Raw genomic sequence first — 25,348 nt, forward strand, 5'->3', positions numbered from 1 at the left:
CGTAGAGCTGGGAGCCACCACCCTGCGCGAGACGCTGCGCCGTTCGGGCATCCCCGCCGACCTCGTCGAGGAAGTCATCATGGGGCAGGTCGTGCAGGCGGGATGCGGGCAGAACCCGGCGCGGCAGGCGGGCCTGAAGGCGGGGCTGAGTCACGAGGTCGGCGCCCTTACCGTGAACAAGGTGTGCGGCTCGGGTCTCAAGGCCGTGATCCTGGCCGCGCAGGCGATCCGCGCGGGCGACCAAACGATCATGCTGGCGGGTGGCATGGAGAGCATGAGCAATGCGCCGCACCTCCTCCCGCAGGCACGGAAGGGCTACCGGCTGGGGCACGCGCAGGTCCTCGACGCGAACACGCACGACGGTCTGTGGTGCTCCATTAATGACGAGGGCATGGGTCTGACCGGAGAGCGAGTGGCGGAGAAGTACGGTATTGGGCGGGAGGCGCAGGACGCCTACGCCACCCAGAGCCACCAGCGTGCAGTTTCCGCTCAACAGGGCGGTCGCTTCAGCGACGAGATCGCCCCCGTGACCGTCAAGGGCCGCAAGGGTGACGTGGTCGTGGACACCGACGAGGGCCCGCGTGCGGACACGAGCGCCGAGACGCTGGCGAAGCTCAAGCCCGCCTTCAAGACGGATGGCACCGTCACTGCGGGGAACGCGCCCGGCCTGAACGACGGCGCCTCCAGCCTGCTCCTGATGTCCGAGGAAGCGGCGCAGGCGCACGGGCTGACGCCGATGGCCGAGATCACCTCCTACGCGACGGGAGGCCTCGCCCCCGAATGGGTGATGATGACGCCCGTTCCCGCCACGAAGAAGCTGCTGGAAAAGAGCGGCATGGGCGTGAGCGACGTGGACCTGTGGGAGCTGAACGAGGCGTTTTCTGTCCAGAGCCTCGCCGTGCAGCGCGAGCTGGGGCTGGACCCCGAGCGGGTGAACGTGAACGGCGGGGCGGTCGCGCTGGGGCACCCCATCGGCGCGTCCGGCGCCCGCATCCTGGTCACGCTGCTGCACGCCCTTCGTCAGCAGGACAAGGAGACGGGCGTGGCGACCCTGTGCATGGGCGGCGGCAACGGCCTGGCCCTCAGCGTCAAGCGGCTAAGCTGAAGCGCATGACGCAGACGCCGACCCTGTGGGTGATCCAGAGCCGTTACCTCAAGAGCGGGGACGACCTCGCCGCCGTCACGCCCCGGCACCGCGAGTGGCTGGACCAGCATTACCGCTCGGGCCTCTTCCTCGTGTCGGGCCGCAAGGTGGATGGCACGGGCGGCGTGCTGCTCGCGCAAGCGGAGAGCCAGGAGCAGTTGGAGGAGGTCTTCCGGGACGACCCCTTCGTGCTGGAGGGCTGCTCGGAGTACACCTACACGCCCTTCACGCCCGTCAAGCGGGGCCGCGCGCTGACGCTTGAGGGCGTGCCGCTGGTGGAGTGAGTCGAAGGGTGAGGTAGGCTGTTTTCTACGATCCCGTAGATTTCGAATCTGCCGCCAGTGAGGAGAGGCTTGAAGTCTTTTGGGGAGAAGGGCTTGATTGGAAGAACAGTTCACAGGGCTCTCTTTCGCTTGTACTCTCGGACCTCCAAGTCGAGGCGGCCTTCGATCTCACGGGCGACTGGTTGCCTGCATCGCCGTGCGTTGAAGTCAATCTTTGGCTGAGAGAGGCCAAACGGCTTCTCTCTTTACCTACCAGTAAACCCAACTTCGATCTTTCATACGTGCATCAAGCGTGGATCGCGGATGAGGATTGGGATGACATCGTCTTGGTGGGTGAAGGGAAGGACCGGTGGATTGTTCTGCATTGTTTACTACAGCTTAGGAAGGGAAAAACATGACATTCGGAGTCATCGGAGCAGGTCAGATGGGCGGCGGCATTGCGCAGGTTGCGGCGCAAAGTGGTTTTAGCGTCGTCGTGCAGGACGTGAAGGACGAGTTTCTGGCACGCGGGCGGGCCACCATCGAGAAGAGTCTCGCCAAGCTGCACGAGAAGGGCAGGCTGTCCGGCACGCCCGAAGAGGTGCTGGGCCGCCTTACCTTCACCACGAACCTTCAGGACTTCGCGGACTGCGACCTCGTGGTGGAAGCCATCGTGGAGAACGAGGCGGTCAAGGCGGGGCTTTTCCGCCAACTCGGCGAGATCGTCAAATCCGAGGGCATCCTGGCGAGCAATACGTCTTCCATCCCGATCACCAGCCTTGCCACGGCGAGCGGGCGGCCCGAGCGGTTCATCGGGATGCACTTCATGAATCCGGTGCCGCTGATGCAGCTTGTGGAGGTCATTCGCGGCTACTCCACCAGCGACGAGACGGCGCAGAAGGTGACCGAGGCGGCGCGGGCGATGGGCAAGACGCCCGTGGAGTGCAACGACTACCCCGGCTTCGTCTCCAACCGCATCCTGATGCCCATGCTGAACGAGGCTATCCAGTGCGTGATGGAGGGCGTGGCCGAGCCGGAGGCCATCGACCAGATTATGAAGCTGGGGATGAACCACCCGATGGGGCCGCTGACGCTGGCAGACTTCATTGGGCTGGACACCTGCCTCGCCATCATGGAGGTGCTGCACCAGGGGCTGGGCGACGACAAGTACCGGCCCTCGCCTTTATTGAGGAAAATGGTGCAGGCGGGCCTTCTGGGACGCAAGAGCGGGCGGGGCTTCTACACGTACTGATTTAGCTGAACCTAACGGCTCTCAGTCGCAGCGGACTTTTTTCATGTAGAGGCGGGGTACAACCCGCCCCATGATTTTTGCTCAGCTCAACCAGTGGACCCGACCCCTCGGCCTGGCGCTTGCCGGGATGACGTTGATGTGGGCAGGTGTGGCGAATGCGGAGGCGCCGGGTCAGCCCGGGGCGGAGTGCGTCGCTTCCCCGGCATCAGATGCGGCGGCTGTTCAGAGCGCCGCGAAAACAGCCGCCCAGGAAAAACTCTCGTCAATGGCCCCGGTCTACCAGCTGATGTACGCCGACATCCAGTACCAGATCAATGTGGGCGAGGCGAACGTGCAGGGCGATACGGCCCAGGTCAAGGGGAGCATCACCGTGCAGGGCAAGCAGCGCTTCACCGGCAAGGTGATGGCGCAGACCTTCAAGGGCGTCGTGCAGCTCAACCGCAGCGGCTGCGCCTGGAAGGCGACGAGCTACCAGCAGGTGTGAGGCGGGGGCAAGACGGGCGGGCAGTGGGGACATCTCCCCCGCCTGCCCGTCTTTCACCTCCCCTGCGGGTAATACTCCGCGTTCGGCATGAAGCCCAGGGCGCTGCTCACCCGGTTCGTCAGGTTGAACATCCCGATGACTTGCACGAGTTCCATGATCTGGTGGTCGTCCAGACCCACTGCGCGCAGGGGTTCCAGGTCGGCGGCGGTGACCTCGGCGGGGCGCAGGGTCAGCTTCTCGGCGTACTCCGCCAGCGTCCGCTCGCGCTCGGTGAGGTCGGCGTGGCGCCAGTTCACGGCGACGGCGTCAGCCTTCTGGGCGTCCCCGCCGAACTCCCGCAGGGCCGCCCCGTGCGAGACCGCGCAGTACAGGCAGCGGTTCACGCTGCTGACGACCACGGCGACGAGTTCGCGCTCGGCATTCGTCAGGTAGCCTTCCTTGTTCAGCAGCAGGTTGAAGTAGTTCCACCACGCAAGGAACTGCTCGCCGTTCACCGCCTGCGCGCGGAACACGTTGGGCACGAAGCCGATGTTCGCCTCGGCCTTGCCCCACAGCTTGCGGATGCCCTCGGGCACCTGCGTCTCGTCGGGGACGGGCAGGAAGGAGATACGGTTCGTTCCGGCCTCGGGCCGAGTTGTGGTCATGGGGACAGCTTACCCCAGGCACCTAACGGGCGTTAGGGACCCGGCCCCGGAACCTCTACCCCGCTCACCCCGTACCCCGGGACGTATGAGTCTCGCCTTTCTCGTCTTTCTGATCGCGTGGATCATCGGCATGGTCGGGACCTTCGTGCCCGCCCTGCCCGCGACGGTCATCATCTTTGCCGGAACGGTGGCGGCCACCTTCATCGACGGGTTTCAGGTCTGGCCGGACCTGCCCTTTCTGCTCACCTTCGCGGTGATCACCTTTCTGGTCAGCATGGTGGACAACGTGGCCTCGGCCTGGGGCGCGCGGCGGTACGGCGGCAGCAAGCAGGCGGTGTGGGGGGCACTGATCGGCGGCCTGGTGGGCATCTTCCTGCCTTTTGGACTGGTCGTGGGGCCATTGGGCGGCGCGCTGGTCGCGGAGCTGTTCGTGGTCCGCAAGCCTGTGCTGGAAGGGGTGCGGGCGGCCTGGGGCACACTGATTGGCCTCCTGGCGGGCATCGCCGCCAAGCTGGTGCTGCACCTCCTAATCGGCGTCTACGAGTTGTGGAGGTTGTGGGACCCGGCGAAGAGCATTCTCGGGTCAGCCTGAAACATTTCTTTGAAGGGAGGCGTGGGAAGGCACCGCTTGCGCCTCCCTTCCTTGTCTCACGGGTGCGACCCGTCCGCGAAATAGAGCTCTCCGGCGAGCCTTCTAGAACAGCCCCGCCAGCAGCGGCCCGAAGCCGACCAGGGTCAGCAGCAGCACGGGCACCAGCGGCGACAGGGTGCTCAGGAAGGCCCGCCGCCGACTGCCCGTCAGGACCAGGAAGCCCCGGTAGGCGAGGACGAACTGGGCCAGGGTGCCCAGCAGCGTGAGCGCGATGGCTGCGCGGGTCAGGGGCGCCCTGGCGATGGCGCGCAGCACGTCACTCCAGTCAGCGGGCAGGACGAGCCCACTCAGATTCGGTCCCGGCAGCACCAGCAGCAGCACGGCGAGCAGCAGGTACAGCGGCGGCAACAGGGCGAAGGTCGCCCCGTACACTTCGGCCGCCCGGCCCTCCCGCCCGGCGCCGAGGTAGCCCAGCCCCCACATCAGCGCGGCGCTCACCACGGTGAGGAAGAACGTCCCGAACACGTTGCTGACGTGGGTGAGAAGGCCCGCCCCACTTCCGGCGAGGGTCCCCACCGGCCGGAGCAGCAGCGCGTACACCACACCCGCCAGCACGGCGGCGAGCAGGACAGGCGCGACGTACCGCCAGGGCCGCGGCTCGGCGACGCGGAGCTTTTGGAAAAAGGCCCCGGGCGCCGTCAGCAGTTCGGCGGCGAGCGGCGCCTCGGGGGGCGGAGTGGGCGCGGGGCGGGGACGGCGGGCCACAGGGCTACTCTAGCGGCTGCACCTAATGGCTGGCCCACCACCGCCACAGCAGTCCCACGGCGAACACGTACAGTCCCAGCATCAGGAGTAACCCCCACACGCTGCGTGCCAGCCGGGCCGGTTGGGCGGCGGCCCGCGCCCGGGCATCAGCCAGCACGGGGGGTGGAATCAGGCGCAGGGCGAGCCACAGCCCGGCGGGCACGAGCAGCAGGTCGTCGAGCTGCCCCAGCACCGGGATGAAGTCAGGGATCAGGTCGATGGGGCTCAGGGCATAGGCGAGGACGAGGAGCGCGAGCAGCCGGGCGGGCCAGGGCGTGCGAGGGTCCCGGGCGGCGAGGCTCAGGGCGAGGAGTTCCCCCTTGAGGTGGCGGGCGAGGTCCCGCAGCCGCTTCAGCACCCCGGCCTCAGTGCAGGGCGCCGCGCAGGTCGGTGAGCGCCTGTTGAACGAAAGGCAGCGTGTAGGCGGCCGAGACGAGGCCGAACAGCAGGATCACCACGTAGGCCGCGCTCAACCAGGGGCCAGGGGCGGAGCCGACCCGGGGATCGGGCTTCGGCGTGAGCCACAGGTGCAGCACGACGAGCACCACCACGCCGAACAGCAGCGCCCCCAGGGCGAGGGGCAGGGCGAGCGCCGGATTCTTCAACATCTCGGTCGCCTGCGCCGGGTCGCCCAGGTCACGGCCTGCCACGAGGCTGCCCAGCGCCACCGCGAGCGTGTTGTTCAGCGCGTGGACGATCACCGAGTTCCACAGGCTGCCGGTGTGCTGCACCAGCCGGGCCAGCGCGTAGGCGAGCGGCAGGATGCCCACCACGCTCGCCGGAGCGCCGTGCGCAATCCCGAAGGCAAGGGAGGTCGTCAGCGCCGCGACGAGAAAGCCCGACGCCCGCTCGTGCCCGCGCAGCATCAGGCCCCGGAAGGCAACCTCCTCGGCGAAGGGGACGAGCAGGCCCGCCGCGAGCAGCAGCGGCCACAGGTCCGCCCCGTGGCTGAGGAACTGCGGAATCGCGTCCGCCCCGCTCGGAAAGATCGTCACGTACGCCAGCACGAAGGCCCGCGACGCCAGGAACGCCAGCACGAAGGCGGCGAGCGCGGTGCCCCACGAGGGCGGCGTGCGCCAGCGCGTGTCGCGCACCAGGGCCGTCAGCGCCGGGCGGAAGAAGACCAATCCCACCAGCACGGTACCGACAAAGGCCCCCAGCAGCGACAGGCCCAGTGGGAGCCGCGCCGCCAGCAGCAGCGCCGACACGACGTTCTGGGTAATCAGCAGCGCCAGGGCGGCCCGGTTGCCATCCACCGCGCGAATCACCGGGGTGGGGGGCTGTGCGGTGCCTTCCGGGGCGAGTGTGGCAGGGGTGGGGGGCACGTCCGGGGCCGTCATGAGAGCCAGCCTACCGCGCCGCGCCGGGCGGACGCGTCCTCCTTTCCATTCATCCACTCAGGCCGTGAGCACTTGGATGGCCTCCTCCAGCGCCTCGTCGCCGACCTGGTGATGCAGCACGAAGCGCACGGAGTCGGGGCCGAGGGCGCTCGCCAGCACGCCCTGCTCAGCCCACTGAGCGACCTGTGCCGCGGCATTGGGCAGGGTCACATAGATGATGTTCGTCTGCACGGCGGCGAGGTTCACGCTGTACCCGGCCTCCATCAGCGCCTGGGCCAGCCTGCGGGTGCGGCGGTGGTCGTCCTTCAGGCGGGCGGGACCATCCCGCAGGGCGATCAGGGCGGCGGCGGCGAGGATTCCGGCCTGGCGCATCCCGCCGCCCATCATCTTGCGGTAGCGGTGGGCCTGTCGCATCTGCGCGGCGCTGCCCACCAGGACGCTGCCGACCGGGGCGCCCAGCCCCTTGCTCAGGCACACGCTCACGGTGTCGAAGTGACGGGTGATCTCGGCGACGGGTACGTCCAGCGCGGCGGCCGCGTTGAAGACACGCGCCCCGTCGAGGTGCAGGGGCGGGCCCTCCTCGTCGGCCACGCCCCGGATGGCGGCGAGTACGTCGAGGGGAATTACTGTGCCCCCCGCCTTGTTGTGGGTGTTCTCCAGACTGATCAGGCCGGTCGGCGACTGGTGGATGGAGTGGCGCACGGCGAGGCGCACCGCCTCTGGGTCGGGCACGCCGAGCGGCGCAGGCACGAAGCGGGGCACCACGCCGGAGAAGGTCGCCATCATGCCCAGCTCCCACTCGTAGATGTGGCTGCCCTCGGCGCAGATCACCTCCTCGCCGCGGCGGGTGTGCAGGGCGATGGCGACCTGATTCGTCATCGTGCCGCTGGGCATGAAGAGCCCGGCCTCGTGCCCGGTCAGGCGCGCGACCTCGGCTTGGAGCGCGTTGACGGTCGGGTCCTCGCCGTACACGTCATCGCCGACGGGGGCCTGCGCCATCGCCTCCCGCATCTCGGGGGTGGGGGTGGTCACGGTATCGGAGCGGAGGTCGGCCAGGATGCGGGGGAGGGTGGCGGTCATGGAGGGAATGCTACGCCGCCCGTGAGGAACAGGACGGGAAGCTGTCCCCCACTGCCGAGCGCCCCTCCCCTACCCAGCCGCTGCCGCCTTCCGCGCCTCAATCACCTTCTTCGCCAGGTGGTCCGGCAGGTCCTGGTAGCCGTAGGGCTTCACGCTGAAGGCCCCCCGGTCGCCCGTCAGGCTTCTCAGGTCGGCGGAGTACGTCTGAAGCTCGGACTGGGGCACGACGGCGGTGACGGTGATGACGGTGCCCTCCGGGTCCATGCCCTGCACGCGGGCGCGGCGGGTCTGGAGGTCGCCAATCAGGTCGCCGGTGAACTGGGCGGGCGCGCGGACCTTGAGCAGCATCACGGGTTCGAGCAGGACGGGCCTCGCCCCCTCCACGGCGTTGCGGAAGGCGAGCGCCCCGGCGGTGCGGAAGGCGAGGTCGCTGGAGTCCACGTCATGGTAGGAGCCGTGGGTGACGGCCACATGGACGTCCTGTATGGGGTAGCCCGCGAGTGGCCCCTTCAGCATCGCGTCGCCCACGCCCTTCTCGATGCTGGGGAGGTACTTACTCGGGATCGCCCCGCCCACCACCTCCGAGCGGAAGGCCGTGCCCTCGCCGGGGTCGAGCCGCAGGTGGCAATCGCCGTACTGGCCGTGCCCGCCCGACTGCTTCCTGTGCTTGCCCTGCGCCTGGGAAGAAGCCCGGATGGTCTCGCGGTAGGGAATCTGCGGGGTCCGGGTGTCCACGTTCACGCCGAGCGACGCGAGTTTTTCCACCGCGATGGTCGTGTGCATGTCGCCCATCCCGGAGAGGAGCAGTTCGCCGGTCTGCCCCTCCCGCTCGAAGCGCAGGGTGGGGTCCTCGTCCAGCAGGCGGGCCACCGCCGCGCTCAGGCGGTCCTCGTCCTGGCGCGTCCTCGGGAACAGGGCGACCGTGTGCGCCGGGTCGGGGAGGACGAGGGGATCGTACTCGATGGGGTTGGCGGGGTCGGCCAGCGTGTCCCCGGTGTGCAGCTCGGGGAGCTTGGTCAGGACGCCAATCATCCCGGCGCGCAGCTCGGGCACCTCGGTCAGCTCCTTGCCGCTCACGACGTACAGGTGGGCGGGCTTCACGTCCACCCCGCGCGTGGTGTTTCTCAACGTGTCGCCGGGGCGAATCGTGCCGCTCCAGACACGAATGTAGGCGAGCTTGCCCACGTAGGGGTCCACCGAGACGCGCCACACCCGGGCCGAGGCGGGCGCGTCGGGTGTCGGCTCGCGCGTCTGTCCATCCACGCCCGTGACCAGCCCACGCTCGGACGCACTTCGCAGGCCGTCCACCATCAGGTCGAGGAGTTCGGGCACGCCCACGCCCGTCTCGGCGCTGATGGGAATGACCGGGTAGAGGGTGCCCGCGTGAACGGCGCGCAGGAAGGCGCCGCGCAGTTCCTCCGGGCCAATCTCCTCGCCCTCCAGGTAGCGGTTCATCAGCTCGTCGTCGGTCTCCACGATGGCGTCCACCAGCGCCTCGCGGGCCTCGCGGAGAGGAGCACGGAGTTCGCCGGGCACCTCGCCCCCCTCCGCGCCCAGCACGTCCACCACGCCCCGGAAATCGGGCCCCTCCCCCACCGGCAGGAAGGCCGCCGCGACCGGACCCTTCAGGCTCGCGCGGATGTCTGCCAGCACCGCGTGGAAGTTCGCCCGCTCGCGGTCCATCTTGGAGATCACCACGATCCTCGGCATGACGAAGCGGTCGGCGGTGGCCCAGACGCGCTCGGTGCCGACCTCCACCCCGCTGACCGCGCTGACAAGGACGAGCACCGAATCCGCCGCCCGGATACCGCCTCGAATCTCGCGCACGAAGTCGGCGTAGCCCGGCGTGTCGAGCAGGGTGAGGTCGGTGCCGCGGTGCGGCAGGCGCAGCACGCTGGTGGAGATGGAAAAACCGTGGGTCTTTTCCGCGTCGGTGTGGTCACCCTGGGTGGTGCCGTCCTCCACCCGACCGGCGCGTAAAAGAGCCCCGCTTTGCACCAGCAGGGCCTCGGCGAGCGTCGTCTTTCCCGCGCCGCTGTGCGCGGCGAGACTCACCACCCGAACAGGGACATTCTGAGACTGCACCAGGGACCACCAGACCTTTCCAGCAAACCGGGAAGAGGAGGGCAGGCGACCACACACCACGCGGGCAGGGGTGAATTGAGGTGTTCAGAGCTTACACCCGCGCGGGGACCTGGGGTGCAGTCACACGGGGCGTTTGGGGCCGGGAAGGAATCTCCCAACACCCCAAGCCCCGCGGAGCGACCCAGGCTGTCAGCACCCGTTCACCCGCCTGGCGACGGCATTCCCCGGCCGAATGTGGTTCATGACCTCCATCTCAAGGTCGGCTCAGGGTGGGCTTTAGGTCGGGCTCAGCAGATTGTGGGCTTTTCCACCCAGACTTGGGCGGTACGGGGAACGCCCTGCACAGCATTCCATCCCCAATGGAGGACCCTATGACGATGCCCCAGAATTCCCTGATGCGCCTGTCCGACCTGAACCGCGACAACCAGCTCGAACTGTCGGGCGAGGGGGTCTACAACCCCAGCGGCAACACCGCCTACGGCGTGGGTGGCGAGAAGATCGGCACCGTGCGCGACGCGCTGGTGGACAACACGACCGGCCGCATCCGTTACCTGATCGTGGATGTGGGCGGCTGGTTTTCCTCCAAGGAAGTGATGGTCCCGGTTGGCGAGGCCCGCTTCGCGGACGAGGGCGTGTACTTCGACAACCTGACCAAGGACCAGGCGCGCGACCTGGGCGAGTACCGCTACGACCAGACGTATTCCTACGACCAGAGCAGCACGGATCAGTCCTTCACCAACACCTCGATGGCCTCGGACGAGCGCGTGCTGCGCGGCACAAGCACCGACCAGACGGCCTACCGCGAGCGCGCCTTCCGCACGCCGGACCGCCTCCAGCTTCTGGAAGAGCGCCTGATGGTGAACAAGGAGCGCTTCCAGGCGGGCGCGGTCGAGATCGGCAAGCACGTCGTGACCCACCAGGAGACCGTGAATGTGCCCCTCCAGCGCGAGGAGGTTGTCATCGAGCGCCACGCGGTGACCGACGCGCGCCCGGTTGAGGGTGCGGTGCTGGGCGCGGCCAGCGAGACGATGCGCGTGGACCTGGAGGCCGAGCGCGCCAACGTCCAGAAGCAGGCCTACGTGACCGAAGAGGTTGAGATCGGCAAGCGCACCGTCACCGAGACCCAGACGGTGACCGAGACCGTGGGCCGCGAGGTGCTGGACGTCAACAAGACCGGCGACGTGCGCCTGGAGAGCGGTGATCAGGCCAGCATGAACACCTCGGGTACGGGCACGTCGGGCACGAGCACGACGACGACCACCACGACAGAGACCCTGACGGACCGCGACCGCAACCTGTAAGTGGGAGACGTTGGGAGGGCGGGGGCAACCCCGCCTCTTTTGCGCCCTGGCCCCCAGCGGGGGAGGAGCGCCGGGTGTGGAGGAGAGGGTATGGACGAACAGGACCGGATCAGGCAGGCGACCCAGGAGACGCGCACGACGGAGACCACCGAGCTCCGGGAGGGTAATGTCCGGGAGGTCGTCGAGCGGCTGCGCCTGCACGAGGAGCGTGCTCTCGTCGAGGTCGTGCCCGAGAACGTGGGGGCCGTCACCGTCCGCCGGGTGGTGCGTGAGCGCGAGGAGGTCGTGCCCATCACCCTGCACAGCGAGCATCTGGAGATCACGGTGCAGCAGGACACCGGGGGCCGCGTCACCATGAACGGCGAGACGCTGGAGGTCGGCCGCACGTACGAGGTGCCGCTGTACGAGGAACGCGCCCTCGTCGAGAAGCGGGTATACCCCTTCAGCGATGTGACGATCAGCAAGCAGGCACGGACCTACACCCAGACCGAGCGGCTCACCCTGCGCCGCGAGGAACTGGACGTGGAGGACCCCCAGGGCCTGATCCGCGACCGCACCGTGACGGGCGGCACCGACCCTCAGCCCTGACCGTTCGCGTCCCGGAAGGCTGGAAGAGTTTGCCTTCCGGCCTCATTTTCTTTTGCAGCGGCCCGTATCCTGTCCCGGTATGAACGGCGGTTCCGGCAGCCCGGCGGGCGAGATCATCCTGACCCCGGACGGTTCGCGCACGGCCCTCAGCGCCCGCCACGGCGAGGCATACGGCTCCCGGCACGGGGCGGCGGGGCAGGCGCGGCACGTCTTTCTGGAGGGCACGGGCACGGACCGCGATCCCCATCCCCGCGTGGTGGAGGTCGGCTTCGGCCTGGGGGTGAACTTTCGCGCGACGCTGGCGGACTGCGCGCGGAGGGGCGTGCCGCTGGAGTACGTCGCCTACGAGTTCGATCCCGCCCCCGCGGAGGTGTTGCGCCTGGTCGCGGAGGGTGGGGAGGGGGCGGACCATCCAGTTTGGGCGGCCTTGCTGGAGAGCTGGGGTGAGGAGTCGCCGCTGCCGATAGAGGTGGGGGACATGAGGCTCACCGTTCACTTCGCGGATGTCCTGACAGCCCCTCTCCCCCAGGGCTGGGCGACCGCCCTCTACCTCGACGGCTTCTCGCCCGCGCGCAACCCGGAGGTGTGGACGCCTGAGTTCGTGGGGCGGCTGGCGAGTGCCCTCGCGCCGGGAGGCGTCCTCGCCACCTACAGCGCCGCCGGGCACGTGCGCCGGGCGCTGGCAGCGAGTGGCCTGACGGTGGGGAAGCGCCCCGGCCCACCCGGAAAACGCGAATGCCTGCGGGCGGTGCGGGAAGCGTGAGCGGCGCGCCCCACGTCCTGGTCATCGGCGGCGGCGTGGCGGGCGCGTCCGTCGCCTACTTCGCCGCCCGGGAGGGAGCGCGGGTGACGGTCGTGGATGCCGGGCGGGACGCGGCGAGCCACGTCCCCTCGGCCCTGGTGAACCCGGTGCGGGGACAGTCGGGGCAGGTGGACCCACGTGCGCTGGAGGGGACGCGGCTGACCTGGGCGCTGGTGGACAGGTTGCGGAGGGCCGGGATCGCTGTTCCCCACGGGCGGGAGGGCGTCCTCCGCCCCATCCCCGACGACCGGGCACGGCGGAAGTTCGCGCGAAACCTGCCCCCACAGTTGCCGCATACCTGGCTCGCACCGCAGGACGCCCCTGCTCTCCTGACTCCTGGCTGGGCGCACGTCCTGTCTCTGCCCGAAGGGGGCTGGCTGGACGGCGCGGCCTTCGTAGCAGGCCTGCTGGCGGTGGCCGGGGCGGAGGTGGTGCGGCGGCGGGCGGTGGGATGGGATACCCGCTCGGTCACCCTGGAGGGAGGCGAGGTGATGTGGGGGGACGCACTGGTGTGGTGCGGCGGCTCGGTTGGTGCAAGTTGGGCGGGCGAGACGGCGACGCACCGGGCCGGGACACTCCTCACGCTCGACCACTCGGCGACGCCCCTCCCGGTCAGTTTTGGCGCCTACCTCGCCCCGTCTGCCTCCGGCGGCGTGCTGGGCGCGACCTTCGAGGCGCCCACGCCGACCTGGCGCGAGCCGGAGCTCCCCCTCCCCTCGCTGCGGTGGCTGCTGGGCAAGGCGGACGCCCTGGCGGACCTGAGCGGCGCGCGGGTGACGGGGCGGTGGAGCGGCACCCGGCTTTCCGGCACGATCGCGGGACAGACGGCGAATGGCGAGTGGCGCCTCTCCGGCCTGGGGAGCAAAGGCTTCTTACTCGGGCCGCTGCTGGCGCGTCACGTTGTCGGTGACGTGCTCGCCTCTCGTCGAGTGTGACGGGCCTCCCAGAGAAGCTCTAGACTGGCGGAGTTATGGCGAAGTACCGCATCTGCTTGATCGAGGGGGACGGCATCGGCCACGAGGTCATCCCCGCCGCCCGCCGGGTTCTGGAGGCCTCGGGCCTGGACGCCGAGTACGTGACGGCCGAAGCCGGGTACGAGTACTTCCTGGAGCACGGCACCAGCGTGCCGCAGGCGACCTACGAGGCGGTCGAGAACACCGACGCCACCCTTTTCGGCGCGGCGACCAGCCCCAGCGGCGAGAAGCCCGCGGGCTTTTTCGGCGCGATCCGCCACCTGCGGCGCAAGTACAACCTCTATGCGAATGTGCGCCCCACCCGCACCCGCCCGGTGCCCGGCGCCTACGAGAACGTGGACCTGGTGATCGTGCGTGAGAACACCCAGGGCCTGTACGTCGAGCAGGAGCGGCGCTACGGTGACACGGCGATTGCCGATACGGTGATCACGAGGGACGCCAGCGAACGCATCGGCCGCTTCGCGGTGGACCTCGCCCTCAAGCGGCGGAAGAAGCTGACGGTCGTTCACAAGGCCAACGTGCTGCCGGTGACCCAGGGCCTGTTCATGGACACCGTGCTGGAGCAGGCGCAGGGCCGGGAAGGGCTGACCACGAACACGATGATCGTGGACAACGCGGCGATGCAGCTCGTCCGCAACCCCGCCCAGTTCGACGTGATGGTCATGACGAACATGTTCGGCGACATCCTCTCGGACCTGGCCGCTGGGCTGGTGGGCGGGCTGGGCATCGCGGCGAGCGGCAACGTGGGCGACCAGTTCGGCATCTTCGAGAGCGTTCACGGCAGCGCGCCCGACATCGCTGGGCAGGGGATCAGCAACCCCACCGCGACGATCCTGGCCGCCGTCCTGATGCTCGATCACATCGGCGCGCACGACGTGGCCCGCCGCATCGACGACGCGGTAAACACGGTCCTCACCGAGGGGCCGCGCACCCGCGACCTGGGCGGCACGGCGGGGACGCAGGACTTTACCAACGCGGTGATCGCGCGCCTGGGCTGACAGGGCAAACGAGGAGGCCGGGGCGTGCATCCCCCGGCCTTCTTCTTTCCCAAACTACTCCTCGCCCGTCTTGCTGTTCGGCGCCTCCACCGGCTTGGACTGCGAGGACCCCACCTGACGCAGGTAGATCGTCAGCACGACCATCGCGCCGATGGCGAGAAACTCGCTCTGCCAGTTCTGCAGCGACTGGAACCAGAGCTGGGAGGTTTCCAGGAACTGGAGGGGCGTCACCGCCTGCCCCCCGTGCTCGATCTGTTCCTGGCTGTACTCCATCGCGCCGCTGATCACGTGGATGGCGAACGAAAGCAGGAACAGGACGAGCAGCGCGATGGACAGGGAATTGCGGTAGAGGACGAGCGCCAGCCCACCCCGTTTGTCCGGGCTGGCCTGGCCCCCTCCTGACTCCGCCTCGCCACCCTGCTCCTCGTCCGGGTACTTGTTCGATTCCGACGAGCCGCGCTGCTTGAGGTAGACGGTCAGGATCACGAAAAAACCCATCTGGAGGAATTCGCTCTCCCAGTTCTCCCCGGTGGCCTCCCAGAAGTGGCTGGTATGGAGGTACTGGGTGTAGGTGACGGTCTTCTGCTGGTGGTCGACCTGATCCTCGTTGTAGTTCTTGAATCCGGCGAAGCTCTGCCCTCCCCAGAACAGCAGGAACAGGCCGAAGACCACGATGGAGAGCGCGTTGTTGCTCCAGAAGCGGCGCAACCCCCCAGGCTGGGACTTGCCCGACCGGGGGGTGGAGGGGTGCAGCGATGGCTGTGACATGGTAGGGCCAGTCTAGAAAGCGTGGGAAAATACTGTCTCTGTGTTTCACCAAAGTGCGTTTACTTCCAGGGGGGATGAGCTGGTCGTTCGCCATGCTCATTAGGACGTGATGTCGTTGGGCCGGAGCAGTCAGACCTGAGTGTCGCCATGGACAGCGCCTCAGCGTTCGTAGAAGGCGGGCGGCTGAATCCCCAGAGCGCGCAGGTACACGTAGCCCTGCCCGCGGTGGTGGATCTCGTTTTCGATGGCGTATAGCACCGTGTCCAGCGGCGAGAAGTGGCCCCAGGCCATGTCCCGCTTCTCCTGGTAGCGGTCCGGGGGATAGACGGGCACTGCGGCCTCCAGCCGGGGCGTCTGCTCATCCCAGGCGGCGAGCAGCGCGGCGCGGTCGTGCGGGGGCGGTCCGGCGGGCGGAGCCCACGACCAGTCGTCCGTGTTCAGCCCCCTGAGCACATAGTCGCCCAGTCCCACGACCTCCCAGGCCAGCTCCCCGAAAGGCCGCATCGGCGGCGCCGCGGTGAAGGTGAAGAGCTGATCTTCCGGGAACGCCTCTGTGACCCGCCGGGTCAGGCGCCGGTTGCTCTGCCAGTGGGCGAGCAGGTACTCGGGGGACATCAGGGAGGGCGTGAGGACGGCGGGAGCATCAGTCTGCGTCATGATTCCTCCACCGAAAGCTAACCAGGAGGGCTGCTTTCTGCCCTAAGCGTAACCGCTATTCCCGTCAGGACCCGTCGTCTTTCCGTGTCACACTGGCCCCATGTACGACCCCTCCATGCGGGTGCTCACCGTGCTGGAACTCCTCCAGGCGCACGAGCGCGTGACGGGCGCGGAGCTGGCGCGGCGGCTGGAGGTCAGTTCGCGGACGGTGCAGCGGTACATCGCCCGGCTTCAGGACCTGGGGATTCCGGTGGAGTCCACCCGGGGCGTGGGGGGCGCGTACCGGCTGAAACCCGGCTTTCGCCTGCCGCCCCTGATGTTCAGCGGGGAGGAGGCCCTGGCCCTGGCCCTCGGCCTGCACGCCCTGCACCACCTGGGGCTGACGGCGCTGGCTCCGGCGGTGGCGGGGGCGGGGGCCAAGCTCGCGCGCACCCTGCCCCACGCCCTGCGCGAGCGGGTGCGGACGCTGGAGGACGCCGTGCAGCTCGACGCCTCCCCGTGGACGATCCCAACGGACGCCAGTGTCCTGGCCTGCCTGCTCGCCGCCGTGGGGGCCGAGCGGACCGTGGCGTTCGACTACCGCTCGCACCAGGGAACCCAGACCCGGCGGGAGGTGGAGGTGTACGGGGTCGTCCACCTCGACGGGCGCTGGTATGCGGTGGGCCGCTGCTGCCTGCGGAACGCGCTGCGGAGTTTCCGCCTCGACCGCATCTCGGGGCCCGCCGAGCTGGAACGGCCCTTCACCCGGCCGCCGGACTTCGACGCCCGGGCCTACCTGCGCGCCACCCTGCCCTTCGTTCGTGCGCCCTTCGACATCAAGGTGTGGCTGGGGCTCCCACCGGAGGAGGCCGCCCTGCGTTTCTCCCCCTGGCAGGTCGTGCTGGAGCCTGACGCCGTCCGTGGGGGCACGCGGCTGCGCTGCACCCGGGAGCACCTGGAGCCCTTCGCGGCCATGCTGCTGGGCCTGGGCTGTGCCTTCACCGTTCACGCCCCGGCGGAACTGCGGGAGGTGTTCGCAGGGCTGGCCGAGCGGGCGAGCGCGGCCTCGCTCCGCACTCACGCCGGGGACCCCCGCGTCCCTCATGGTAGTCTCCCCGGTTGAGATGCCGCTTCTTTTCATGATCTGGCTCACCCTGCGGGGCCGCGCGTGATCGTCCTCTGCGCGCTGCTGTCGTGGTTCCTCGTCGGGCTGTTCATCCGGCTGAGCAAGGCGCGGGGCTGGGGGCAACCCATCCGCCAGGAGGGGCCACAGACGCACCTGAAAAAGGAGGGCACCCCCACGGCGGGCGGCGTGCCCTTCGTCCTGGCCCTGGCCCTGGTGTTCTTCCCGCTGTACTTCACGGGCCACGCGGGCGGCGAGCGGGAGTTGCTGATCATGCTGACGGCCCTGGCGATGGGGTTGATCGGCGGCATCGACGACCTGCTCAAGATTCGCTCGCGGATGCGCGGCCGGGGCAAGAAGGAACTCCTGGCCCGCGAGAAATTCCCGCTGCAACTTCTGGTCGGCTTGGGGTTCGCGTGGTTCGCCGCGCCCCTCGCCTCCCATGAACTGCTGCCCAGCCTGGGACAGATCCCCGACCTCATCTTGCTGACACTGGTCATGGTGGGCTCGGTGAACGCCTTCAACTTCACCGACGGGCTGGACGGGCTGCTGGCAGGCGTGGCTATGATCGTGCTGCTGCCGCTGCTGGCGGTGTCGCCCATGTCGGCGCTGCTGGTCGCCGCGCTGCTGGGCTTCCTGTGGTTCAACGCCCACCCCGCGCGGGTCTTCATGGGGGATATGGGGAGCCACGCTATCGGGGCCATCGCGGCGGGAGCCTACGTCCTGTACGCCGACGTGTGGCTGCTGCCCCTCGCGGCGGTCATCCCGGTGGCGGCGGTGCTGAGCGTGGTCATTCAGGTTATCCACTTCCGGCGCACCGGCAAACGCTTCTTCAAAATGAGCCCCATCCAGCACCACTTCGAGCTGAGCGGCTGGCCGGAGACACATGTAACGACCCGCTTCTGGGTGGTTACAGCGGTGGCGACGGCGGCGGTGTGGTGGATTCTGGGAGGGAGGCCGTAAAGGGGAAGTGAGCGGGAGTGGGGGCGACCGCGAAGGCTTCGCCCCATCTTCTTTTTCCCCTATTCACCGTTCACCAACCTCCCTACACTTGCCCCCGTGACCCGCCCCCTCCCCGACCTTCCTGCCCTGTTCGCCCGGCGTGCCCACCTTCCCGGCGAGGGCACGACGGTGTTCCGTGCAGCCCACACCACCGAGACGGGCGGCCTGTTCGCGGTGGACCTGGCAGGGGACGCGGCGGTGCTGAGCCTGTACGCGGACCTGAGCAGCGGGGAGGAGGCGAGACTGGCGGAGGCGTGCGGAGCCTTGCCGGGAGTGGCGTCGGTCTACCTCAAACGCCGCCCGGTGGAGGCCCGGCACATGGCGAACGTGGCGCGGGAGTGGCTGTCACCGCCCGAGCCGGTCTGGGGCGCGGCGCAGCCCGAGGTTGTGGCGCTGGAAAACGGGGTCCCCTTCCTGCTGCGGCCCGGCGCGGACCTCAGTACCGGGCTGTTCACCGACGCCCGCCCCCTGCGCGCCTGGGTGCGGAACCATGCCGCAGTGGGGGGCCGGGTGCTTAACAGCTTCGCCTACACCAGTGGGTTTGGACTGAATGCGGCATTGGGTGGGGCCGCCGTGGTGAAAAACGTCGACCTCTCACGCAAGGTGCTTGCCTGGGGGCAGCAGAACTATGCCCTCAGCGGCCTTCCCGCCCCCGGCGCCGACTTCCTGTACGGCGACGTGTTCGAGTGGCTGGGCAGGCTGAGGCGGCGGGGCGACGAGTTCGACCTCGTGATCCTCGACCCACCCTCCTTCGCGCGGAGCAAGGCGGGCGTGTGGCGGGCCGAGCGTGATTACGGGCGGCTGGCGGGGCTGGCGGCGGACGTGACGGCGCCGGGCGGACGGCTCCTCGCCATGACGAACCACGCGGGCGTGACGACTCAGGCCTTTGAACGAATGGTCGCGGCAGGGCTAACGGAGGCCGGGCGGCGCGGGCGAGTGACGGAGCGCCTGGGGCCGGGCGAGGACTACCCGGGGGCCACACACCTCAAGGCGCACGTCTGGGCGTTGGATTGAGGGTCAATTCCGCGGCAGCGCGAAGGGTGAGGGCTCGCCCCCAATGAAGGTGCAGGCCACGTCGCCCAAAGAAACCTCTTCCCCCACATCACCGTGAATGGCGATGACCTGCCGCAGGAGCACGTCCACGACCTTCCCGGAATGAATTCGGCTCAGCTCGTCCGGCGTCACGAAGCCGCTCACCCTGACGTTCCCAAGGGTGAAGCTGACGAATTCCGCCGCGTCCGACATGCCCGACTCTAACCCCCACCCTTGTGTCCCGCCTCACTTCACTTTCTAAAGTGGGGCGTATCCTGGGGACATGACCCAGAGCGTGACCGACCACAAGCAGGTGCTGCTGCCCCTCACGACGCCGGAGGAGGTGGACTCCTTCCTGGCGGAGTACCCGCTGGCGGCGGTGTTCAAGGCGGGGACCTGCCACAAGACCATGCAGGGCTTCGGCGTGCTGGAGACCTTCCTGCAAAAGCACGAGCTGCCGGTGGGTTTTATCCGGGTGGTGGACTGGCGCCCGGCGAGCAACCATGTCGCCGAGATCACCGGGATTGTCCACCACAGCCCGCAGCTCATCCTGTTCCGGGACGGGCAGCCGCAGTTCGAGGTGAACAACTGGGACATCACCCCGCAGGCGCTCGCCCCCGTGTTCGAGGCGCAGGTGCCCCGCCGCAGCGGTGAGGGCGCGGTGGCGACGGACGACAACGTGGAGCCCTACCGCCGCCTGATGCGTGCCTACCTGGAGGGGCAGCTCAGCGACTGGGCCTTCCAGGACCAGTACGTGACCCTCTTCCGCGACGACGCCAGCCTCCGCAGCCAGCGCGAGTTCGAGGCCCTCTCGCGCCTGTTCGGCGACCCCGACGCCTACCACGGGGGCCTGCACCAGCTCGGCGCTCCCCAGGGGCGCGGCGACCTGAAGGCCCGCGTGCAGGCGCTGCTCAGCGAACTGGGCTAAGTCCCATACTGCCCGACCGCCCGGCCCGCGCCGTGGCGGTTTTTTGTTGCTTTTGGATGAGTAATGGATATTGACCAGATCAAGGTTCTAAGGAGTGTAAGCGGGCGGTAAGACCCTATGGAGTGTGATAGCGGCAGCACGATCCGCCGTGACGCTCTCCCAGGGAGCACGGCCCGAATTCTCACCCTCACTCCCCACGGACCCCTGCACGACATGCCCCAACCCCGCCTGCCCCTTCCACCCAGCCGCGCCGTCTACTCGCAGCTTCACACCGACCATTACCCCTGGACCGAGGTCACGGTGGACCTCGCCGCCCGCCAGGCGCAGGGCCTGAGCGGCGTGTTCGACGCGCAGCAGGGACCGAGCTGGGCGCGCTTCGTGTGGGTGCGCGGCACCCTGCGCGGCGGCTTCTCGGCGGGGGGCGACGTGAGCTGGCCCGCCGCCCTGGCCGCCCTGCCCCGCGCGCAGGTCACGCTGGCGGCACTGGACCCGGCGGTCGCGGACCTGGTGTGGGCCAGCCGCACCTGGGCACCCCAGCCGCTGGAGGGGCTCTGGCCCACCCCGCAGGCCGCCCTGACCCGCGAGCGCTTCTCCGGGGTGCTGCTGGGCGGCCCGGCGTGCAGCTTCTGGGAGGGCGGCCAGCCGCTGGACGGCACCCTGCCCGCCCCGGGTGCCACCTGCGTCGCGCTGCCGCGCCTGCCGGGGGGCACGGGCGGACGGGAGGCGCTCCTGACCTTCTGGACCGACCTCATCACCGCTGCCCACCGCTTGTCCCCGCTCGACGAGGCGTGGCGGCAGGTCAGCGTGCGATTGAGTGGGCAGCACCCCTGCCTCGACCCCTTCGCGCGGGAGGTGACGGTGACGGGCGGGCGGCTGCGCGTGGACCCCGACCTCCCCCTCGGTGAGGCGCAGCCCGCACTCCTGGGCGCCTTCCAGGGGACACTCGCCCGGCTGGGCCTGCGGCTGGCGGACCTGCCGCTCGCCGAGTTGCGGACGCGGCCCGAGTGGGCGGCATCTGGACTGGAGACGGCATGACCGCCCCCGAATACGGCAGCCCCCGGATCTCCTGGCCCGCCGGGCTGACGGACGATACCCCGCTGCCCTTCGCCCTGTGGCGCGTCATGCACCACGTGGACGGCAGGCGGGGTCCCGAGGAGGTCGCCCGCCTCGCCGGAATTCCGCCCCTGGATGTACCGCCCCTGGTCGCTCAGGCCGCAACCTGGGCGAACCGCGCCGCGCAGCGCACTCAGCCCCTCACCGAGGCCGCCGCCCAGGCGGTGACCCAGTGCGTGATCGCGGTGATGGGGCCGATGGGCGAATTCGTGGTGGACGACGTGCTCGACGAATGTGGGGACGGCATCACCCTCAGCACGCTGCTCTCCAAGGTGGCCGCGCAGCTCAGCGAGGCGCAGGTGCAGGCCTTCGTGCGCCAGCTCCGGTCGCGGGGGATCGCGTGAGCCGCCCCTCCCCGCGTGTCCCGTTCAGGGCCACACCTCCTCTTTCCAGGCACTCCAGACAGTGGTGGCCCGGGGGCGCGTCCCAGGAGGGGACGGCCCGCCCGGCGACCAGGAAGGGCAACCCATGAAGTACACGGTCGTGATTCGCCAACCCGTCCCCGACGAGGTGCGTCCCGTGCTGGAACAGCAGCTCGTGGAGCGCTTCGGCCTCTCCCCCGAGCAGGCGCAGCGCCTCGCCGCCCGGCGCGCGGGCCGCCTGATGAAGCCCACCGGCCGGGCCCGCGCGGACCTGCTCCTCCAGGTCTACCAGGACGTGGGCGCGCAGGTCGCCCTGGAGGAGGTGCGCGAGGAGACGGGCGTCCTCTCCGAGCCGTTCCAGGCCGTCGCGTCCGGGCCCTCGGTGATCCGCGCCGTGCCCGACCCCGAGGGCGGCGTGGTCCTGGCGCCCCCGCCCCCCGACTTTGGCGCCCCCCTGCTGCCCGGCGGGGGCCTGGGCACATCCCAGGCCGACCCCTTTGCCTCGTCCAGCCGCGCCGAGACGGGCGTCCTGACCCTGCCCGCCCAGGACGACGGCGGCTGGGCCGGGCTCGCCGCCGACCCCTTCGCCCCGACCGGCGACCCCTTCGCCCTGCCTGTCATGCCGGGCGGGGAGGCCGACCTGCTCGGCGTGGCCCGGCCCCAGGGTGGGCCAGCCGCGGCCCTCGCCGACACCGCCGCCCCGGGGGCCGACATCTGGTCGGACTTCACGGGCGCGCTGACCCTGGATGGTGGGACGGCCAAGCCGCAGGAGGAGCCCGCCTCCACCGAGATGTTCCTGACGGCCGGGGCCGAGGAGACGCGCGGGCCGCTCGGGCGCCGCCGTAGCCTGGCGCGGCAGATGGCCTTCGGGGCGCTCGCGCCGCTGGTGCTGTCGACCGCCGTGACGCTGGGCCTGCTCACCGCGATCCTGCCCAGCCTCCAGCGGCAACTCGTGGCGCAGAACGCGCAGGCGGTGGCGGTCGCGGTGGGCACCAGCCTGGACACCCGCGACCAGGAGACGGTGAACGCGCAGCTCGACGCGCTGCTGAGGCGCTCGTCGGTGGGCTTCGTGCGGGTGGAGCTGCCCGACGGCACGACCTACTTCCGCAGCCAGAACCCGCGGCTCGACGGCACGTTGCAGGGCCGGGTGGCGACCTTCCTGCGGGAGAACCCTGAGACGGGCACCTTCGTGAGCAGCGGCAGCGCCGCCGACGCCTACCGCGAGCAGCTCGCGCAGCTTGAGGCGGTCGGGGCGGGCGATTCCGCCCAGGCCCGCGAGCTGCGCTCCGAGGCCGAGCAGAAGGACAACCAGCACTCGGAGCGCACGAGCTACATCGTGAGCCGCCTGGGCGTGGTCGAGACGAAGGGGGGCCAGCGCAGCACCGTGGACGCCACCCAGGACAGCTCTGGCCTGCTGTACCGCATCGCGGTAGGTGTGCCCAACACCCAGGCGGCGATCAACCTGCGGAACACGCTGCTGCTCGTGCTGAGCGTGTCGCTGCTCGCCCTGGCGCTCGCCGCGTCGCTCGCCGTCCGCTCGGCCCGGCGCGTCGTGCAACCCATCGAGCGTCTGGTTAAGGTCGCCGACGCGATCAGCATGGGTGACCTGACCCGCCCGGTGCAGGCCGACCGCAACGACGAGATCGGCGACCTCGCCCAGGCCCTGGAACGCATGCGCCTGAGCCTGGAAGCCGCGATGGACCGCCTGCGCCGCCGCAAACGGGCGTAAGCACGGCCACTCCCCCACCCCTCCCCGTCCCGGAGGGGTGGTTCTTTTTAGGGGGTTGGCCCCATGCTTGGCCCATGACGAAGTTGCCGCTTCCCCGCACCCCCTGGGTCCTGAGGATGACGTGGCGGGACCTCTGTTTCATGCACTGGCGGACGGACCCGGAGGCGGTTGCGCGCACGCTGCCCGCCGGAGTCGAAGTGGACACCCGGGAGGGCGAGGCGTGGCTGGGCGCCGTGCCCTTCCGCATGACCGGCGTCACCCCCAGATTCGTCCCCGAGGTGCCGCACCTGAGCGCCTTTCCGGAGCTGAACCTGCGGACCTACGTCACGGTGGACGGGGTGCCCGGCGTGTGGTTTTACAGTCTGGACGCCGCGCAGCCCGTGGCCGTGCGCCTCGCCCGCCGCTTCTTCCATCTTCCCTACTTCGACGCGCGGATGTGGGTGGACCAGGAGGGGCAGGTCACCCGGTACGCAAGCCTTCGTACCCACCGGGGAGAGCCTCCAGCCCGCTTCGCCGCCGCGTACCGTCCGGTCGGCCCGGCCCTGACGCCCGCACCGCAGAGTCTGGAGGCTTGGCTCACTGACCGGCTCGCGCTCTACAGTGTGGACTCACGGGGCCGGGTCTACCGGGGACGCATCGACCACATCGCCTGGCCCCTGCGCCACGCCGAGGGCGTAATTGCCGAGAATACCCTGGCGGACAGCCTGGGCATCCCCCTGGAGGGCGAGCCCCACCTGCTGCACGCCGAACACCTGGAGGTGCGGGCGTGGTGGCTGGAGCGGGTGCGTTAGGGGCCTTTCTACGCCGGAACCCGCGCCTCCCCCAGCCGCCGCAGGCTGATCTCCAGCGGCGCAGGGACAGATCGAGTTCGGCCACGGACCGCGCGCCGCGCGCCGCCATAACCGGTCTTGCCCCGCTCCTCGTCACGCCGGGCGACCACCTCGGGTGAGGGGCACAGCACCACCACGGACAGCGGCAATCCTTCTAGGAGCGACTCGACGAGACGCGGGTCGTCTTCCAGGATCACGTCCTGATAGACGACGGTGAACCCGGCCTCCACGTCCTGGCGGGCGACACTCAAGGCGATGCGGTACCGCAGGGCGAGTTGTGCGTCAGCGGTGGGAGGCATGTCGGGGGTGGGATCGGCCCGGCCGTTCACGATCAGGCGCCGAAGGACATCGCCCCGCAGATGCACGCTCCGGGGCAGGGCTTCGGCGAGCCCCTGCGCCACGGTACTTTTGCCCGCCGCCATCCTGCCGGTGATCAGAATGACGCGGGCTGGGCCGGAAGGGCAGGCTCGGGCGGGATCAAGACACGCCCTCCAGCCGGAACGCTTCCCGGAGCCCCGCCTCCGCCGCCTCCCGCGCCGCAGCGGGGGCGTAGGAGAGGGCCAGCACCGCCCGATACGTCCGCTCGGCCAGGTCCCGGTCCCCCTGCGCGTCGCGCACCTGCCCTAAACGGGCGAGGATCAGGCCGGGAAGGCTGCGCGGCACTTCGTCGGTGAGGGCGTGCGCGGCCCGTTCGAGCAGGGTGCGCGCACTTCCCAGGTCTCCCACGGCGAGGTAAATACCGGCGGCGGCAGCGTCCAGCTCGGCCTTGGGCGTGACCATGTCCCCAGCCTCACGGTCCAGCGCCTCCAGCAGCGCCCCCAGGTCGTCGTCCTCACGCAGTTGCCAGGCGCGGTCAGCCAGGGCACGCAGGCGGGAGGTCTCGCCGGGGGTAAAGCCCTCCACATTGGGCAGCCGGGCGTCCGGCAAACGCTCCAGCAGGTCGGGCAGGTCGTCGAGCGGGGCGAGGACCACGCCCTCCCCTCCATCAGACAGGGCGGAGACGATTCCCTCCAACCGGCGTTCCCGCCAGCGGGTCCCCGGCCCCTCACCCAGAGCCTCGCGGATTCCCTCATGGTAGGTGTGGGCGGCCCCCAGCACCTCGGGGCTCAGGGCACGCTCGACCGTCAGGGGTGAGGTCAGCACCGCCGCGAAGGACTGCTCGGCCCGGCCCGCCTCGCGCAGCCGGTCGCGGCCCTGCGGATACTGGTTCAGAAAGGAGACGAGCTGGGCGTGGTTGGCCTCGGCGTCCTCCGGCGGCAGGGGCAGCTCGCGCAGGGTGAAGCGGGCGGCAGGCAGGGCGTCGCGCAGGGGGTGGTCTGGATCGGGACCGCTCGCCCACCACACCTCCCGGATCGGGAGGCCGCCGCGTTCCAGCCAGCGCAGCAGCTCGACCACGGTGCCCGCGTTGTACTGGGGATGCAGCCGCAGCAGGTCGCCCAGGTCGGGCAGCAGGGTGAGGGTCATGCGGGCAGTC

At 69.7% G+C, this 25,348-nt stretch carries 29 protein-coding genes (1 of these 29 running past the window's edge); 18 read left to right on the plus strand and 11 right to left on the minus strand.

The genetic code is table 11. The annotated features are described in order from the left end of the window. From F784_RS0118845 to F784_RS26395, 4 genes are all read left to right on the plus strand, one after another. Nucleotides 1-1,105: the 3' portion of a thiolase family protein gene (locus tag F784_RS0118845; RefSeq protein WP_019588282.1), read on the plus strand. 77 nt of this gene lie to the left of the window's left edge; only the last 1,105 of its 1,182 coding nucleotides appear in the window; its start codon lies off the left edge, out of view; its stop codon occupies nt 1,103-1,105. Nucleotides 1,106-1,110: 5 nt separating this feature from the next. Next, a complete protein-coding gene (locus tag F784_RS0118850; RefSeq protein ID WP_019588283.1) occupies nt 1,111-1,428 on the plus strand; it encodes a YciI family protein in 318 nt (105 codons plus the stop codon). Between the two features lie 394 nt (nt 1,429-1,822). Further along, the gene (locus tag F784_RS0118855) at nt 1,823-2,659 is read left to right on the plus strand and encodes a 3-hydroxyacyl-CoA dehydrogenase family protein (RefSeq protein WP_026332589.1); all 837 of its coding nucleotides are present in this window, start codon (nt 1,823-1,825) and stop codon (nt 2,657-2,659) included. A gap of 70 nt (nt 2,660-2,729) precedes the next feature. Then, nucleotides 2,730-3,143, plus strand: a complete 414-nt coding sequence (locus tag F784_RS26395; RefSeq protein ID WP_157465370.1) for a hypothetical protein — start codon at nt 2,730-2,732, stop codon at nt 3,141-3,143. A 53-nt stretch (nt 3,144-3,196) separates the two neighbouring features. On the opposite strand, the gene F784_RS0118865 is transcribed toward F784_RS26395, so the two are convergent. Continuing rightward, nucleotides 3,197-3,787, minus strand: a complete 591-nt coding sequence (locus tag F784_RS0118865; RefSeq protein WP_019588286.1) for a peroxidase-related enzyme — start codon at nt 3,785-3,787, stop codon at nt 3,197-3,199. A gap of 85 nt (nt 3,788-3,872) precedes the next feature. Here F784_RS0118865 and F784_RS0118870 point away from each other — a divergent pair, with 85 nt between their 5' ends. Beyond that, the gene (locus F784_RS0118870) at nt 3,873-4,379 is read left to right on the plus strand and encodes a DUF456 domain-containing protein (RefSeq protein ID WP_019588287.1); all 507 of its coding nucleotides are present in this window, start codon (nt 3,873-3,875) and stop codon (nt 4,377-4,379) included. A gap of 102 nt (nt 4,380-4,481) precedes the next feature. On the opposite strand, the gene F784_RS0118875 is transcribed toward F784_RS0118870, so the two are convergent. From F784_RS0118875 to F784_RS0118895, 5 genes are all read right to left on the minus strand, one after another. After that, on the minus strand, nt 4,482-5,144 hold the full coding sequence (locus tag F784_RS0118875) for a YIP1 family protein (protein WP_019588288.1): 663 nt from the start codon (nt 5,142-5,144) through the stop codon (nt 4,482-4,484). Between the two features lie 22 nt (nt 5,145-5,166). Beyond that, entirely contained in the window at nt 5,167-5,541 is a 375-nt protein-coding gene (locus F784_RS0118880) for a YkvA family protein (protein WP_019588289.1), read from the minus strand. A gap of 7 nt (nt 5,542-5,548) precedes the next feature. Beyond that, the gene (locus F784_RS0118885) at nt 5,549-6,523 is read right to left on the minus strand and encodes a CPBP family intramembrane glutamic endopeptidase (protein WP_019588290.1); all 975 of its coding nucleotides are present in this window, start codon (nt 6,521-6,523) and stop codon (nt 5,549-5,551) included. Nucleotides 6,524-6,580: 57 nt separating this feature from the next. Next, the gene (locus F784_RS0118890; RefSeq protein WP_019588291.1) at nt 6,581-7,603 is read right to left on the minus strand and encodes a threonine aldolase family protein; all 1,023 of its coding nucleotides are present in this window, start codon (nt 7,601-7,603) and stop codon (nt 6,581-6,583) included. Between the two features lie 69 nt (nt 7,604-7,672). Further along, nucleotides 7,673-9,688 (minus strand): elongation factor G, encoded by a 2,016-nt coding sequence (locus tag F784_RS0118895; protein ID WP_040383568.1) that lies wholly within the window; start codon nt 9,686-9,688, stop codon nt 7,673-7,675. 371 nt (nt 9,689-10,059) lie between these two features. On the opposite strand from F784_RS0118895, the gene F784_RS0118900 reads away from it, so the two are divergent. The 5 genes from F784_RS0118900 (at nt 10,060) to F784_RS0118920 (ending at nt 14,351) form a co-directional block, all read left to right on the plus strand. Beyond that, nucleotides 10,060-10,989, plus strand: a complete 930-nt coding sequence (locus F784_RS0118900; RefSeq protein ID WP_019588293.1) for a PRC and DUF2382 domain-containing protein — start codon at nt 10,060-10,062, stop codon at nt 10,987-10,989. A gap of 90 nt (nt 10,990-11,079) precedes the next feature. Further along, nucleotides 11,080-11,577, plus strand: a complete 498-nt coding sequence (locus tag F784_RS0118905; protein ID WP_019588294.1) for a DUF2382 domain-containing protein — start codon at nt 11,080-11,082, stop codon at nt 11,575-11,577. Between the two features lie 79 nt (nt 11,578-11,656). Next, the gene (gene mnmC2, locus F784_RS0118910) at nt 11,657-12,340 is read left to right on the plus strand and encodes a tRNA (5-methylaminomethyl-2-thiouridine)(34)-methyltransferase MnmC2 (protein WP_019588295.1); all 684 of its coding nucleotides are present in this window, start codon (nt 11,657-11,659) and stop codon (nt 12,338-12,340) included. Continuing rightward, nucleotides 12,313-13,314, plus strand: a complete 1,002-nt coding sequence (locus F784_RS0118915) for an NAD(P)/FAD-dependent oxidoreductase (protein ID WP_019588296.1) — start codon at nt 12,313-12,315, stop codon at nt 13,312-13,314. The genes mnmC2 and F784_RS0118915 overlap by 28 nt, the downstream gene beginning before the upstream one ends. Before the next feature lie 35 nt (nt 13,315-13,349). Beyond that, on the plus strand, nt 13,350-14,351 hold the full coding sequence (locus F784_RS0118920; protein WP_019588297.1) for an isocitrate/isopropylmalate dehydrogenase family protein: 1,002 nt from the start codon (nt 13,350-13,352) through the stop codon (nt 14,349-14,351). Between the two features lie 54 nt (nt 14,352-14,405). Here the strand turns inward: F784_RS0118920 and F784_RS0118925 are convergent, their stop codons facing one another. Continuing rightward, nucleotides 14,406-15,119 carry a DUF6766 family protein gene (locus tag F784_RS0118925; RefSeq protein WP_245557947.1) on the minus strand — a complete coding sequence of 238 codons (714 nt, stop codon included), beginning with the start codon at nt 15,117-15,119 and terminating at the stop codon, nt 14,406-14,408. A 159-nt stretch (nt 15,120-15,278) separates the two neighbouring features. Beyond that, nucleotides 15,279-15,776 carry a DinB family protein gene (locus F784_RS0118930; protein ID WP_019588299.1) on the minus strand — a complete coding sequence of 166 codons (498 nt, stop codon included), beginning with the start codon at nt 15,774-15,776 and terminating at the stop codon, nt 15,279-15,281. Nucleotides 15,777-15,876: 100 nt separating this feature from the next. Between F784_RS0118930 and F784_RS0118935 the strand changes: the two genes are divergently transcribed. From F784_RS0118935 to F784_RS0118945, 3 genes are all read left to right on the plus strand, one after another. Further along, on the plus strand, nt 15,877-16,878 hold the full coding sequence (locus F784_RS0118935) for a helix-turn-helix transcriptional regulator (RefSeq protein WP_019588300.1): 1,002 nt from the start codon (nt 15,877-15,879) through the stop codon (nt 16,876-16,878). A 45-nt stretch (nt 16,879-16,923) separates the two neighbouring features. After that, complete coding sequence (locus F784_RS0118940) at nt 16,924-17,841, plus strand: phospho-N-acetylmuramoyl-pentapeptide-transferase (protein ID WP_019588301.1); 918 nt, start codon at nt 16,924-16,926, stop codon at nt 17,839-17,841. 96 nt (nt 17,842-17,937) lie between these two features. Further along, the gene (locus F784_RS0118945) at nt 17,938-18,894 is read left to right on the plus strand and encodes a class I SAM-dependent rRNA methyltransferase (RefSeq protein WP_019588302.1); all 957 of its coding nucleotides are present in this window, start codon (nt 17,938-17,940) and stop codon (nt 18,892-18,894) included. A 3-nt stretch (nt 18,895-18,897) separates the two neighbouring features. Here the strand turns inward: F784_RS0118945 and F784_RS0118950 are convergent, their stop codons facing one another. Then, nucleotides 18,898-19,125, minus strand: coding sequence for a hypothetical protein (locus F784_RS0118950; protein WP_019588303.1), 228 nt, complete (start codon nt 19,123-19,125; stop codon nt 18,898-18,900). Between the two features lie 70 nt (nt 19,126-19,195). On the opposite strand from F784_RS0118950, the gene abxC reads away from it, so the two are divergent. The 5 genes from abxC (at nt 19,196) to F784_RS23835 (ending at nt 23,835) form a co-directional block, all read left to right on the plus strand. Then, on the plus strand, nt 19,196-19,840 hold the full coding sequence (gene abxC / locus F784_RS0118955; RefSeq protein WP_019588304.1) for a monothiol bacilliredoxin AbxC: 645 nt from the start codon (nt 19,196-19,198) through the stop codon (nt 19,838-19,840). A gap of 213 nt (nt 19,841-20,053) precedes the next feature. Beyond that, nucleotides 20,054-20,875: a hypothetical protein gene (locus F784_RS0118960; RefSeq protein WP_040383576.1), complete on the plus strand. Its 822-nt coding sequence runs from the start codon at nt 20,054-20,056 to the stop codon at nt 20,873-20,875. Next, on the plus strand, nt 20,872-21,297 hold the full coding sequence (locus tag F784_RS0118965) for a DUF8082 domain-containing protein (protein ID WP_019588306.1): 426 nt from the start codon (nt 20,872-20,874) through the stop codon (nt 21,295-21,297). The genes F784_RS0118960 and F784_RS0118965 overlap by 4 nt, the downstream gene beginning before the upstream one ends. A gap of 124 nt (nt 21,298-21,421) precedes the next feature. Then, nucleotides 21,422-23,044 carry a HAMP domain-containing protein gene (locus F784_RS0118970; protein ID WP_019588307.1) on the plus strand — a complete coding sequence of 541 codons (1,623 nt, stop codon included), beginning with the start codon at nt 21,422-21,424 and terminating at the stop codon, nt 23,042-23,044. A 74-nt stretch (nt 23,045-23,118) separates the two neighbouring features. Next, nucleotides 23,119-23,835 (plus strand): YqjF family protein, encoded by a 717-nt coding sequence (locus F784_RS23835; protein ID WP_019588308.1) that lies wholly within the window; start codon nt 23,119-23,121, stop codon nt 23,833-23,835. A gap of 8 nt (nt 23,836-23,843) precedes the next feature. Here F784_RS23835 and F784_RS23840 read toward each other — a convergent pair whose 3' ends face one another. Continuing rightward, nucleotides 23,844-24,449, minus strand: coding sequence for a P-loop nucleotide/nucleoside kinase family protein (locus tag F784_RS23840; RefSeq protein WP_342662497.1), 606 nt, complete (start codon nt 24,447-24,449; stop codon nt 23,844-23,846). Next, the gene (locus tag F784_RS0118985; protein WP_019588310.1) at nt 24,352-25,338 is read right to left on the minus strand and encodes a hypothetical protein; all 987 of its coding nucleotides are present in this window, start codon (nt 25,336-25,338) and stop codon (nt 24,352-24,354) included. The genes F784_RS23840 and F784_RS0118985 overlap by 98 nt, the downstream gene beginning before the upstream one ends. Nucleotides 25,339-25,348 lie beyond the last annotated feature (10 nt).

The sequence above is a fragment of the Deinococcus apachensis DSM 19763 genome, from assembly GCF_000381345.1.
Classification (GTDB): Bacteria; Deinococcota; Deinococci; order Deinococcales; family Deinococcaceae; genus Deinococcus; species Deinococcus apachensis.

Bases quoted from the DNA above. Each gene is read 5' to 3' on its own strand.
- F784_RS0118855 (WP_026332589.1), top strand. From the start codon at position 1,823: ATGACATTCGGAGTCATCGGAGCAGGTCAGATGGGCGGCGGCATTGCG.
- F784_RS0118890 (WP_019588291.1), bottom strand. From the start codon at position 7,603: ATGACCGCCACCCTCCCCCGCATCCTGGCCGACCTCCGCTCCGATACC.
- F784_RS0118930 (WP_019588299.1), bottom strand. From the start codon at position 15,776: ATGACGCAGACTGATGCTCCCGCCGTCCTCACGCCCTCCCTGATGTCC.
- F784_RS0118985 (WP_019588310.1), bottom strand. From the start codon at position 25,338: ATGACCCTCACCCTGCTGCCCGACCTGGGCGACCTGCTGCGGCTGCAT.
- F784_RS0118905 (WP_019588294.1), top strand. From the start codon at position 11,080: ATGGACGAACAGGACCGGATCAGGCAGGCGACCCAGGAGACGCGCACG.
- F784_RS0118915 (WP_019588296.1), top strand. From the start codon at position 12,313: ATGCCTGCGGGCGGTGCGGGAAGCGTGAGCGGCGCGCCCCACGTCCTG.
- F784_RS0118885 (WP_019588290.1), bottom strand. From the start codon at position 6,523: ATGACGGCCCCGGACGTGCCCCCCACCCCTGCCACACTCGCCCCGGAA.
- F784_RS0118865 (WP_019588286.1), bottom strand. From the start codon at position 3,787: ATGACCACAACTCGGCCCGAGGCCGGAACGAACCGTATCTCCTTCCTG.
- F784_RS0118935 (WP_019588300.1), top strand. From the start codon at position 15,877: ATGTACGACCCCTCCATGCGGGTGCTCACCGTGCTGGAACTCCTCCAG.
- F784_RS0118900 (WP_019588293.1), top strand. From the start codon at position 10,060: ATGACGATGCCCCAGAATTCCCTGATGCGCCTGTCCGACCTGAACCGC.
- mnmC2 (WP_019588295.1), top strand. From the start codon at position 11,657: ATGAACGGCGGTTCCGGCAGCCCGGCGGGCGAGATCATCCTGACCCCG.
- F784_RS26395 (WP_157465370.1), top strand. From the start codon at position 2,730: ATGATTTTTGCTCAGCTCAACCAGTGGACCCGACCCCTCGGCCTGGCG.
- F784_RS0118960 (WP_040383576.1), top strand. From the start codon at position 20,054: ATGCCCCAACCCCGCCTGCCCCTTCCACCCAGCCGCGCCGTCTACTCG.
- F784_RS0118925 (WP_245557947.1), bottom strand. From the start codon at position 15,119: ATGTCACAGCCATCGCTGCACCCCTCCACCCCCCGGTCGGGCAAGTCC.
- F784_RS0118920 (WP_019588297.1), top strand. From the start codon at position 13,350: ATGGCGAAGTACCGCATCTGCTTGATCGAGGGGGACGGCATCGGCCAC.
- F784_RS0118870 (WP_019588287.1), top strand. From the start codon at position 3,873: ATGAGTCTCGCCTTTCTCGTCTTTCTGATCGCGTGGATCATCGGCATG.
- F784_RS23835 (WP_019588308.1), top strand. From the start codon at position 23,119: ATGACGAAGTTGCCGCTTCCCCGCACCCCCTGGGTCCTGAGGATGACG.
- abxC (WP_019588304.1), top strand. From the start codon at position 19,196: ATGACCCAGAGCGTGACCGACCACAAGCAGGTGCTGCTGCCCCTCACG.
- F784_RS0118850 (WP_019588283.1), top strand. From the start codon at position 1,111: ATGACGCAGACGCCGACCCTGTGGGTGATCCAGAGCCGTTACCTCAAG.
- F784_RS0118950 (WP_019588303.1), bottom strand. From the start codon at position 19,125: ATGTCGGACGCGGCGGAATTCGTCAGCTTCACCCTTGGGAACGTCAGG.
- F784_RS0118965 (WP_019588306.1), top strand. From the start codon at position 20,872: ATGACCGCCCCCGAATACGGCAGCCCCCGGATCTCCTGGCCCGCCGGG.
- F784_RS0118970 (WP_019588307.1), top strand. From the start codon at position 21,422: ATGAAGTACACGGTCGTGATTCGCCAACCCGTCCCCGACGAGGTGCGT.